The organism is Actinoplanes sp. NPDC026623 (assembly GCF_040638275.1).
GTDB lineage: Bacteria > Actinomycetota > Actinomycetes > Mycobacteriales > Micromonosporaceae > Actinoplanes.
Genome location: NZ_JBEZXZ010000019.1, coordinates 65,690 through 77,628 on the forward strand (window position 1 = coordinate 65,690; position 11,939 = coordinate 77,628).

The following is an 11,939-nucleotide window of genomic DNA, read 5'->3' on the forward strand; positions in this document are numbered from 1 at the left end:
GCTCCGGCGTCAGCGCACCAGGCCGCGCAGGGGATCCCAGGTGCCCGGCGTCGCGTTCACCCCGCCGTTCGTGATCTGCCCGTTCCGCACCCGTGCCCACACCTGACTCCCGTCGGTTCGCGTCTGCGCGTACCAGTCGTTTCCATACTGGTCCTGACCCAGGTAGTTCTGCTTGTTGTTTGCGGTCCCCTCCAGGAGCGATCGATTCGCGGACGTATCCTCCCTGAGATGACCAGGTGAATCCCGGAAGATGTGCCCCGCGGCATTCTCGAGGATGGAGATCGCTGCCGCTGCCGACGGATGCGCGGCAGGGGGCGGGTCCGGCGGGCTGGAGAACAGGGTGATGACCTCATCGTCGGCGAGCCCGTTGAGATAGATCGGATCGCCGGTTTCGTTGTCGACGACGTAGGGCCCGAAACTCTTCCGGAGAACGTCGGCACGCTCGTGCTTCGTCATCACCAGACCGAGGTCGAAGCTGTGCAGCCACCACCAGAAATCACCGTGCTTCTCGCCGCTGGCTCCCGCGCCGGCGAGTGGCGGCGCGGCCTGCGACGGCGCCCGGGCGTTGCCGGTGAACGGCGCTCCCGCGGAGTTACCCGTGAACGGTGCCTGCTCCTCGGCCTGGGGCGTCACCGAATCCGGCATGACCGCCGTCTCCGGCGTCTGATCGAGCGGGGCCGGGGCCGCCAGGGGCCCGATGCCGAGGTTGGCCGACCAGGTGCCGTTGGCCAGTGAGACGGGCTCGGCCGTTCCAGCCGTCGCCGACGCCGACGATGTAGGGGTGGCGGTGATGCCCGCGCCGAGCCAGGCCTTTATACGTTCCTCGGTGCTGACGAGTGGATCGCGGTGCGCGGCGCCCAGGTGCGGCGTGGCGAAGGCCCGGTTACCCAGGGTGAAGTACAGCTCCGACGTGAGTATCCAGTTGTAGAGGTCGCGAACGTCCGCCTTCGACGCTTGCTGCTCATCGTCCGGGGCGTGGCCGGTGGGGTCCGTGTACCTGACCGGATTGTTGTAGGCGTAGCTGTACCGATTGAGGGATTGAGCGTTCGACGGGTCGGGGATGACGCTGTCGGCGGAGACCATCCGTGCCAGCTTCGGGTCGTACGCGCGGGCGACCATGTCGATGAGCTGGGTGTCTCCGATGTAGCGCTGGCCGGTGTAGCCGATCGATTCGGAGCGCCGGTCGGGGTTCAGGCTCTGACCGAACGGCGTGTAGTTCTTCCGGCTGATCATGTTGCCCTGCTGGCCGGCGATGACGCGTGGCGAGCCGAGCCGGTCACACGTGTACCAAACTCGTTCGGTGCCCTGGTGCCGGGCTATGAGCAACGGACCCGCATAGATGTATTTTGTGAGTGTGCCCTGGGCGGTCACGTCGGCCAGCCGGCCGTAAGACCTCGTTACGCCGGAACGGCTGATCTGCTCCACTCGATTGCCGTCGGCATCATAAAGATTGGCGATGACGCCGGCATCTTTGTCCGCGACTGCGGCGAGCTGCCCGTCGCTGTTCCAGGTGAGCCTTCGGTATGTGCTCGCGACTGTCTTCTTCTCAGCGTTGGCAGGAAGCCGGATCCGTTGGCCGGGGAAGATCAGATTCGGGTTGACGAATCGGCCGCCCGCGGTTTTGGGATATGGGCTGCCCTTGTTGAGGGCGAAAACCTCCGGCCACCGCGTCGGGTCGCCGAGGAGGTTGGCGGCGATCACCCACAGGCTGTCGGCACGCTTGCCGGGTCGATGGGCTTTGACGGTGTATTGCTTTACGGGTCCGGAGGTGACCCGGGTGGCCTCGGTCATATTGCCCGCGCGGTCATACCTGTAGTTGTTGTTCCCGGCGGTGGTGACGGCGTGCGGGCCGGCACAGGCAGTCGCACATGCGCGGCGTGCGGGATAGCGATATGGGCCGACCGCGGAGTTGTACGTCAGGTTGTCGAGGTCGTCGTATCGAAGTTGCTGCTTCCAGGTGCCCGTCGCGGTGGTCAGTCGCCCGATGGCGTCGTAGCCGTAGGTTTCCCGGAATTTGTTGCTGCCGGAACTTTCGGACTTGACCAGGCCATTGGCTTCCCGAACGAATGTGCTGTCGAAGAGCGCCCTGCCCTGGCGGTCCCGGAGTAGTTGCCCATCGAGCCATCCGCGTACGGGGCTGTACCGCCATTGGGCGGTCGTATGGTTTGCGTATTCGATGGAGGTCAGCTGATCCTGGGCGTCATATCTCATGTCGAGGACGTAACCGGAGATGCCGGCGAGGTGGCCCGCCTTGTCGTACCTGTAGGTGAGTTCCTCCTTGTCGGGATAGCCGATGGATTGAAGTCGGCCGAGAGCGTCCGGATGGCTCGTGAAGGTCCGGCTGTCGCCGCGTATGCAGCGTTTCTCCTGGATGATCTGGCCGCTGATGTCGTAGGTCAGGCTGCGGGAGATCTTATTCGGACAGTCGGCACCGGACGCGTCCTGCGAGCTGGTGAGGCGGCCGACGGCCGGGCCGTGCCCGGGCTCGTCGTAGCGCCAGGTGCTCGTGGCGTTCGTGTGCAGATCATGCTTGGTTGTCCGGCGATTGAGTCTGTCGTAGGCGTACCCGACCGCGCGCCCCCGAGCGTCGGTCCGGCGCAGGAGGTTGCCGGCCGGGTCATATCGCAAGCGCGTGACTCCGCTGTCGGGATCCTGTTCGGAGGTCTTTCGGCCGAGGGTGTCGAACCGATTGCGGATGACATTGCCCGCATGATCGGTGATCGCGATCAGTTCATCGACGGCGTTGTAGGCGTAGCGGGTGGTGGCGACCCGGTTTCCCCTGGATGGTTGTTCGGAGACGGCAAGGTCGCCCCATCCGTCATACAGCTGGGTGCGGCCGCGACCGGTCTCATCGCGGACCCGCACCGCGGCCAGGCCGTTGCGGATGCTGTACCTGCGAGTGGCGACGGTGCCGTCGGCGTGTGTCAGCTTCACCTGCCGCCCGGCGGCGTCGTAGTCGATCGACTCCCACGCCGGTGTCTCGCCGGCAAAATGCGCAACGGTGGTACGCCACGGCTTGGTGGAACCGTCGGTGTAGTCACTGCGGATCTCGGTGACCTGGGAGCCGTCGCCGCCGGGACGTTCGATCAGGTAGACCCGGCCGAGCCCGTCGGTGTAGGTGCGCTCCCACAGGGCGATCCCCGGGGCGGTCAGGTCATGCAGCGTGACGGTGCCCGCGGCCGCGTCGGTCCGGTAGGTCAGCTTCTCGGCGCTGCCGCCGGGAAACCTGGTCGTGTCCAATCTGCCCAGCGCGTCATATGTGCGCCGGGTCATGGCCTGGTTGGCGTCCACCAGCAGCAACGGGGACTCTGCCCGCCTGTCCCATGGCTCCGGCCACCGGCTGCATTGCTGGAGAGCGTTGCATACGCGTATCGGGTACAGGTGCAGTTGTGGGTCGAAGATCGTGGTTGTGGTGTTGTGGTTGGCGTCGGTGATCGAAACCTGGTTGCCGAACCGGTCGTAGCCGTTCTCGCCCGTCACGACGTAGGAGCCGGAACTGTCGTCCCAGTCGCGTGTCAGTGTTGGCAGACCGCGCGGCGACGGGGGCAGCCGGTCACAGTCGGCGGACGTGTCGTCGTCGTAACAGGTGAGCCGGCCACGCAGGGCACGGTCCGGCCGTCTCGGGTCGATCGTCCGGGTCAGGCGTGGCAGCGCCTGAAGCCACCGCTCATGGTCATGGAGGTAGGAGACGTCCACGCGTCGCCGGCGCCCGGTTCCGGCGGCCTGCTCCACCGTGCTCGTGACATTTCCGAAGGCGTCGTGGGTGAGTTCCGTGCTGGAGGTCGCGCACACCCCGGCCGCGCAGTTGCTCACCGCCGTCTCCACCAGCAGGTCGATCTGCGGAAGATCTCCGCGCGGCCGGTAGCGGGAGCGAGTGACGCGCAGCAACTCCTGTCCGGCCGTCACCTCATCGAGCACCGGCTGCACGATTCCGGACGGGAAGACATCGCGGACAACGTGTTCGGCGTATGCCGGGCGATTGATCGACGGCCGGTGGGTGGCCCAGGTTTCGCTCCAGGCCACCGGCTGACGCAGCTCCGCGGAGTAACGCAGGCACGCGTAACGTGTCGTGGTCGTGTCCGCGGTTCGAGTGGGTGCCTCGCTGGTGGTCACCTCGGCGACGACCGGGACCGCCGACGCGCCGCTGGGCAGGCGGCAGCCGGGTTCGGTGACCGCGTCGCCGTCGTACATGGTCGTGGCGGACGTGTAGCCGATCTTGGTGGACGCGCCGAGTCCGTTGGTGATTCCGGTGATCACGTTGCGGGGCGCGGTGGACGTGTAACCCGAGACGGTGAGCGCGTTGCGGCGCGCGTCGATGCGTACCGTGGCGGCGGGGCCCGTTCCGTCCCAGGCGCCGACCCGCCAGGCCGCCGACGCGGGCGGCCCGACCGTCGCGTCTGCGGGCGAGCCGGCCAGGGTCCAGCCCCCGTCGCCGGTGGAGAAGGCCGTTTGAAATGCCAGCTCCGCGCCGCGGTTGAAAACGCGGACCAGATCGCCGCGTCCGTCGTGGTCGATGTCGGCCGGCGTCCAGTGCTGGCTGTCCGCGCCGGCCCACGCGCCGCCGGTGGCCGCGCCGATGCGCTGGGTTCGTGGGCTGAAGGTACCGTCACCGTGGCTGAGCAGCGTCTCGACCAGCACGGACCCGGCGCGGTCCACGCTCACCCGGACCAAATCGACCGCCCCGTCGCCGTTGACATCCAGGCCGTGCCACATCGGTTCGTCGCCGCCGGACAGCACCATGTCGCTGATCGGGGACGGTGCGGTGGATCCGGCGGGCAGCTCCGGGCCCACCACGACCTCGCCGGGAACGGTCTTCCAGGCGCCGTCGCGTCGCAGCAGGGTGGTCACCTCGCCCGTCCGGGAATTCACGTGGACGAGGTCCGCCGCGCCGTTAGCATCGAGGTCGGCGGGATACCAGTGAAGCGTGTCCGCCCGGGCCGGCGCCGGGACCTCGGATGGTGTCAGGGCGTCGTCGATCCGCCAATCGCCGTCCGGCTGACCCAGATATGCGTAGACCCCCGGGAACTCGCTTACCCGCACCAGATCGTCACAGCCGTCGCCGTTGACGTCGGCGACCGACCACCGGCCCCCGCGGAGCAGCGGATAGCTGTCCGCCGCCTGCCAGCCGTGCGCGCCGCCGGCGAGCAGGACGGTGACGTCGTCGTCGAGATTGACCAGGTCCGTGCGGCGGTCGCAGTTGACGTCGGCGACCAGCCAGCCGCGCTGCGCCAGGCGGGTGCCGATCGGCACCGTGACCGGATCCACGCGCTGATAGGTGGCGTCGGCGCGTTGCTGGAAGACGCGCACCTGCAGGCCGGCGGCGGCCATCGTCGGATACAGCAGGTCCTGGCGGCCGTCGGCGTTGACGTCGCCGGACAGGACGTTGGCCGGCGACGCGGCCGCGGGAGTGGGATCGGCATCCAGCGCGCTCCACGGCGCCAGCTTGCTTCCCGCCGTTTCGTTCCAGTGAGCGAACAGCACATCGTCCTGGCCGTCGCCGTTGATGTCACCGGTGGTGGTCATGACCTGTTGGTCCGCGCGGGTCCCGCAGTGATCGATGCAGAATCCGGACCAGTCGCGAACGGTTGCCGGCGTCGGCGTCCAGTTCCCGCGCCGATCCGACAGCACGCGGACTGTGCGCTGGGTCCTCGCTGAGTTGTCGCCGTTGGTGACCAGTGCGATGTCACCGCTGCCGTCCGCGTTGAAGTCGCCGACGAGCCAGCGGCGGGGAATGGGATGGACGGCGATGCCGCCGGCGGGCGCGAAGACCGTGATCGACGTGAGCGTGTCGTTGCTCAACGGGGTGGTACCGGCCGTCGCCTGGCCGTAGGAGCCGTCGCCGCGTGAATAGCTGGTCCAGGCCGCGATCGTCGCGCCCTGGCCGGGCCGGAGCACGATCAGATCGGTACGCCCGTCGCCGTCCGCATCGGTCCAGAAGCTCGGGACGCCGGTCGCGATGAGGGCCTCACAGTTACGTCCACTGGGGCATTTTCCGACTCCGTCCCGGCTCTCTACCGCCCAGGCCTGGCCGGTGTCCTGCATACGGGTGCCGAAGCCGCCGGCCCCATCGGAGATCGCCGTGAAGATCCTCGCGGTCGCCGAGGGCTGCGGCGGCGTGAGGTTACCCGGCTGGAAGCCGACAAGATCCTCTCTGAGGTCGCCGTTGACGTCGGCAAGCTGGAAATTCTCGTCCCTGTCAGTGGGCAGGGCACCGCCCTGCCAGCAGACCGCATGGGTGCCGCCGGACTCGAACAGGCCCGTGCCGACACCGATTGCTGTCCGCAGGGACCACGAGCACGGTCCCGGCGGGACGGGATTTCCCTGACCGACGGCGACGACGTCGGCCAGGCCGTCACCGGTGACGTCTCCCATCAGCAAGCGGCGTGGCTGCTGGCCGAGCGATGGCAACTGCTGCGGGGCACCGCTGTCCAGCAGGCCACTCGGATAGGTGTCACGACCGAAGACCGTCAGCGCCCGCTCTCCCTCGACCAGGGTGAGGTCCTGGATACCGTCGCCCTCCACGTCTCCCACGAGGGCCGAGAAGTTCGTGTACTGGTGAAGCGCGCCGGTCGGCGAAGGCACCTGTTGATGCATCAGGCGGTAGCCGCCGTTGACCTGCGTGAACTCGATGTGCAGGTCGAATACGTGATTGTTCGTCGGTGTGATGAGCGCGAAGTCGCTGCGCCGGTCACCATTGAAATCGAAGGACAGCCACCGCGCCGGACCATTGAGCAGCATCGGCCAGCCCACCTGACCCTGTGCGCCCCCGTCGAGGGTGACAGAGAATCGGGTCGAGTCGTCGGGACCCGGAGGCCAATTCGCCGCCCAGTCCTCCACCTCGGCCGACGGGCCGGTCTTCCAGGCCGTGGCATCTTCCGATTGCGGGCCCGCGAACGTTGTGGGTGGCAGAGACGTCGGGCCGTGCACCCCATTGGCGTCAACCGTGGCGTCACTGCCGTACTGCTGCACGGATTGGAGAAAGGATGCCTCGGCACCTTGAATTACCTGCGTGGCAGGCCCGGGCCGGGTGCCGTAACGCAGCAGGTAGGCCCGGATGCGTCGACCACCGGCGAATTCGTCGATCACCTGCAGCCTGGTGGAGTTGATTACCAGGCCGGCGCCGGTGGCCACCCGGATGGGGTCCGGGCGAGCCTCGGTCTGGAATCGGATCTCGACATCCCCGTAGCGAATCGCTCGCAGCACGCCGACCTGTAAACCCTGCGAGGGTGCCCAGTCGTAGGTTACGGAATTGCCGCTGAGGTCCGCGACTCTCGTCAGGCGCCATTCCAGCACGCCCCGGGCGGTGACCAGTCCCGGCTCGTAGATCGCCTTGACACCGTCGGTGCGCCATACGATCCAGCGCGGACCTCCGTTGTCGCCCTTGCCCAGCAACGGGTTCCCTTCCGCCGCGATCCGCTGGAAGGTTTCCACCCGTGTCGTGTATGCCGCCGTGCCGGGTAGCCGATGGGCGCAGCTCGGGCTGTGCGCCTCCGAGCCCTCGGCGCCCGGGCCCGGACAGGCGACGAGGTCATTACCGTCGAGTGCGAACGTGTCGCCGGCATCCCATTGCGGTAGGCCGTGCCTCATCGATTGGCGCCGCAGAGTCGACACGCCCTGGAGGTTCCAGCCTTGTCCGATCCAGCCGTTGGGTCCCGACGACGAATAGGACAGGCCGAGTCGCGGCTCAAGGGCATGAAACGGTGGCACCTTGATCGCGACAGACGTCTTGAATCCGCCTGTCGGCCCGACATCGGCGGCGGCCGGTGAGGCGAGCCCCATCCACAGCATGAACAGGCCGGCCAGGAACAGCAATCCGCGGCATACGGCAAACAGCACCGTCCTCGGCCGCCAGGTCGGAATCTTAAGACGCCATGGGGAAGGACGAATGTCCGGGGAAAGGTCACACGCCGGCGCCGGTTTTGCAATGTCATGTGACCTGGACGGCCCGGTTACCGCCATGGGTGCTCCTCGACCGTCGCCCGCTTGGAAAAGGCTCTCCCCGGCCGTGATGCCTGTCAATCAGACAGTACGTGATCTGACATTCGGCGTATTGCCGCATTCACGCCTGGCAGTATCGCTTCGTAGTGACCCCGGCCCGTGAGGATTCGGTCATGTCCTATCTGGAAAATTCGAGCTTCGAGTCCTACCAACTCCAGCAGGGGTGGGTGCGGGTCAACCTCCCTGAGGCGGTTCAACTCGTGTATGTGGGCGGCGGGATCGCCAAGACCGGCAGCTGGGTCATGGAGTTGAGGAGCTCCGTCCCGGGCGGATCGATGGGGCAGGACGTCGTGGTGCAGGCGCCGAGCGTCTCGTGCTTCGCCTGGCTGCGCGCCAAGAACGCCATGGCGGAAGGCACGCTGGCGCTCTGGCGGCTGAACACCGGCCACGTCTCAACCGCCGAATTTCGGGTGAGCACCACCTGGACGCTGATCACCAACACGCTCGACCTGCGGTTTGCCGGCCGGCTGGATCCTCAGTCGATCAGGGTCGAGTTCTATCTCAATTCCGTCGACGACAGCCTGTACATCGACAGCGCGAACCTCTTCTGACGGTGCCTCCGTCAGCGGATCGTGGCGACGAGGCGCCTCAGGCTGGCGGCGGCGGGCGGACCCCAGGTGGGTTTGCCGCCTGGGCCGTCGTCGGCGCCGACGAAGGTGCAGCCGAGGGCGCGCCACACCGCCCAGCCGCGGGCGCGGCGCAGGGTGGGGGCGTCCGGGGCCGGCCGGTAGGCCGCGTGGAAGCGGTCGGCGGCGCCGTCCGGCAGCAGGATCCACGCGGCGGCCAGGTCGCAGGCCGGGTCGCCGGCGCAGAGGGCGCCGAAGTCGACCACGCCGCAGAGGGAGCCGTCGGCGGTGAGGACGTTGGCCGGGTGCAGGTCGGCGTGGATCCACTGTGCCGGGCCGGTCCATTCGGGAGCGGCGACCGCGTCCCGCCAGACGGCGAGCACGGCGTCCGGGTCCTCGATCAGCCCGCGTTCGGCGGCGGCGGCGATCCCCTCGGTGACGCCGGCGTCCTGGTCGGCGAGCGGGCCGCCGCGGTCCTGGACGGCGGGCGCGCCGCCGGGCGCGGGCCGGTGGAGAGCCGTCAGGAAGGCGGCCAGCGACTCGGCCGCGTCCGCGGCGCGCGTGACGGGGGCCTGGTCGGCGGGCGCGCCCGGGACCCAGGTGGTGACGAGCCAGGGCCGGGGGAACCGCTCGGAGGGTTCGCCGAGCCGCTGCGGCACGGGCACCGGCAGGGGGAGGAGCGGGGCCAGCGCCGGCACCCAGGCGTGCTCCTTGCGCAGCAGCGCGTCCGCGTCCCCGGTCGCCCAGGGAAGCCGGACGGCGAGGTCGTCGCCGAGCCGCCACAGCTGGTTGGCCCAGCCGCGCGCGCCCGGGCGCACCGGGTGGCCGGCGAGGTCGGGGTGCTGCTCACGCACCAGGGCCCGGACGAGTTCCGCGGTGATCTCGATCGTCGCGTGTGACATGTGGACGAGGCTATTTGACCTCGCGCAGCCGGCCGGTCTCGACCTCGTAGACGAAGCCGCGTACCGACTCCTTCGCCGGGATGAACGGGTCGTCGAGGATGCGGCGGACGGACTGCCGCACGTCCTCGTCGATGTCGGTGAACGCCTCGGCGGCCCACGACGGCTTGATGCCGACCTCGGCCTGGATGCTCGCCTTGAAATCGTCGTCGGTGAAGGTCAGCATGCCGCACCCGGTGTGGTGGATCAGGATGATCTCGGTGGTGCCGAGCAGCCGCTGGCTGATGGCCAGGCTGCGCAACTCGTCGGCGGTGACGACCCCGCCGGCGTTGCGGATGACGTGCGCGTCGCCCTCGGCGAGCCCCAGCAGCCCGTACGGGTTGAGCCGGGCGTCCATGCAGGCGAGCACGGCCACGCGCTTGGCCGGCGGCAGCGGCAGGTCGCCCTTGTCGAAGCCCGCCGCATAGCGCTCGGCGTTCTGCAGCAGTTCGTCGGTCACGCTCACGGTCGTGTCTCCCTGGTCGGCGGGTGGTGACGGCAAGAGGTCCTACGGGATCGTATCCCTACTTGTGTAATAGGAGATAGCCCCCCAGGACCGTCCTGCCGCCCACCGTGATCAGCCGCCGTGCTCGTGCGGGGCGCCGATGCTGTAGATCAGGGTGGACAGGGCGATCAGCGTCAGGAAGACGCGGATCCTCACCCGCGGATCAGCCGCCTTGTTCATAAGGTGCCCCGATCGTGTAGAGCAGCGTCGCCAGGGTCGTCAGGGCGAAGACGGCGATGGTGATGCGCCGCCACGCGATTGTCTGTGTCATCGGTCGACTCCCATCGGTCGGTACGGTTCGGGGTCGATGCTCAGCTGCCCTCGGTCATCGGCGCGCCGACCGGGTAGAGCAGGGTCACCAGCGCCGCCAGCGTGAAGATCGCCATGGCGATGCGCCGCCCGCTCAGTGTGTGGATCATGATTCACCTCCTCCGCTGGGCTGTTCCTCCGGCACCTGCGCATCGCGATCACGACGAATGCGCAGGTGCCGCCCCCGATCAGAAGGTCGCCGAGGCTGACGACCGCGTGCAGTGGCTGGACCGCGATGGTGTCGCCGAGGACGGCGAGCCGGGTGCCCGGGCCGGCCGGCTCGTTCTTCGGCGTCCGCGCCCCGGGGCGCAGCCCGGCGTCGCCGGCCGCCGCGGGGGCGTAGGGCATCCGGCCGTTGAGCGCGATGGCCAGCCCGTTGAGCGACGCGCCGAGCACGATCACGACGGCGGCCGCCCGGATCGCCCGCGGCCACCCCGGAATGTTGACGGCCAGCCAGGTCAGCACGACGGCGAAGACCACCACAAGCAACGGCGGGCCGCCGATCGAATACTGCGCGTACTGCACGCCCGCGGCGAGCCACACGAGCCAGAGCGCCCTGACCCTGATGGTGCGGAAGCCGGCGAGGCGGCCGCCGAGCAGGTATCCCAGAGCGACGCCGACGGCCGACGGTGCGATCGTCAACAGCAGAAACCTGATCGGCACCGCAGGGCTCCTCTCGTCGGCGCTGCGGTCAGCCAACCCGACCGTCCGGTGTGGGCGGTGGTTCACCGACGAACTCCGGACCGGACGGGCAACGGCGCTGGCGGCGGGGGCTCGGGGAACACGGATCGCCGGACGACACCGGCTACGGTGAGCCCGTGGCTGTTTCGCGAGATACGGGCCCGGTGGCCGCGTTCTGTGCCGGACTGCGGCGGCGGTGGCAGGCGTCCGGGCGCGACCTGCCGGGCGTGGCGCGCGACGTGGGAATCAGCAGGACGCAGCTCTACGCGATTCTCAACGGTGAGATCAGGCGCCCGCCGGACTTCGACCATCTGGTGCGGCCGCTGATCCGGGCGTGCGGCGGCACCGACGCCGACGTGGCGGACTGGCGGCGCCGCCACGAGATCCTCGTCGGCGTCCACGCGGAGACCCGCCGCCGGCCGGCCTCCCGGGCGCCGGCGCAGTTGCCCCTGGACGTCGAGGATTTCGTCGGCCGCGCCGCCGCACTCGCCGCGCTGGACGCCGCGGCGGCCCGGGTGGTGACCGTCACCGGCACGGCCGGCATCGGCAAGACCGCGCTGGTCGTGCACTGGGCCTACGGCGCCGCCAGGGGCTTTCCCGACGGTCAGCTCTACGTCAATCTGCGCGGCTTCGACCGCGACGACGAGGTCGTCGATCCCGCGGACGCCATCCGCGGCTTCCTCGACGCGCTGGGCGTCGAGCCGCGGCAGGTGCCGGCCGACCGGGACGGGCAGGCGACGCTGTACCGCAGCATGACGGCGGGGCTCCGGCTGCTGGTGATCCTGGACAACGCCCGCGACGCCGACCAGGTCCGGCCGCTGCTGTCCGGAGGGCCGGCCGTCCGTACCGTCGTCACCAGCCGCAATCGGCTGGGCGCGCTGGCCGCCGAGGCCGGCGCGCACCCTCTGGTCCTGGACCTGCCGGATCGGGCGGAGGCGGTCG

At 69.0% G+C, this 11,939-nt stretch carries 6 protein-coding genes; 2 read left to right on the forward strand and 4 right to left on the reverse strand.

Features of this window, described 5'->3' with window-relative positions:
• Nucleotides 1-9: 9 nt before the first annotated feature.
• Entirely contained in the window at nt 10-7,836 is a 7,827-nt protein-coding gene (locus AB0F10_RS08855) for an FG-GAP-like repeat-containing protein (RefSeq protein WP_360621599.1), read from the reverse strand.
• 275 nt (nt 7,837-8,111) lie between these two features.
• Here AB0F10_RS08855 and AB0F10_RS08860 point away from each other — a divergent pair, with 275 nt between their 5' ends.
• Entirely contained in the window at nt 8,112-8,549 is a 438-nt protein-coding gene (locus AB0F10_RS08860; RefSeq protein WP_360621601.1) for a hypothetical protein, read from the forward strand.
• A gap of 11 nt (nt 8,550-8,560) precedes the next feature.
• On the opposite strand, the gene AB0F10_RS08865 is transcribed toward AB0F10_RS08860, so the two are convergent.
• From AB0F10_RS08865 to AB0F10_RS08875, 3 genes are all read right to left on the reverse strand, one after another.
• Nucleotides 8,561-9,466: an aminoglycoside phosphotransferase family protein gene (locus AB0F10_RS08865; protein ID WP_360621603.1), complete on the reverse strand. Its 906-nt coding sequence runs from the start codon at nt 9,464-9,466 to the stop codon at nt 8,561-8,563.
• 10 nt (nt 9,467-9,476) lie between these two features.
• The gene (locus AB0F10_RS08870; protein WP_360621605.1) at nt 9,477-9,968 is read right to left on the reverse strand and encodes a carbonic anhydrase; all 492 of its coding nucleotides are present in this window, start codon (nt 9,966-9,968) and stop codon (nt 9,477-9,479) included.
• Nucleotides 9,969-10,274: 306 nt separating this feature from the next.
• Nucleotides 10,275-10,979 carry a DUF5317 family protein gene (locus AB0F10_RS08875; protein ID WP_360621607.1) on the reverse strand — a complete coding sequence of 235 codons (705 nt, stop codon included), beginning with the start codon at nt 10,977-10,979 and terminating at the stop codon, nt 10,275-10,277.
• Nucleotides 10,980-11,134: 155 nt separating this feature from the next.
• Between AB0F10_RS08875 and AB0F10_RS08880 the strand changes: the two genes are divergently transcribed.
• Nucleotides 11,135-11,939, forward strand: an 805-nt coding sequence (locus AB0F10_RS08880) for a helix-turn-helix domain-containing protein (protein WP_360621610.1), incomplete at its 3' end; no start/stop codon positions are given.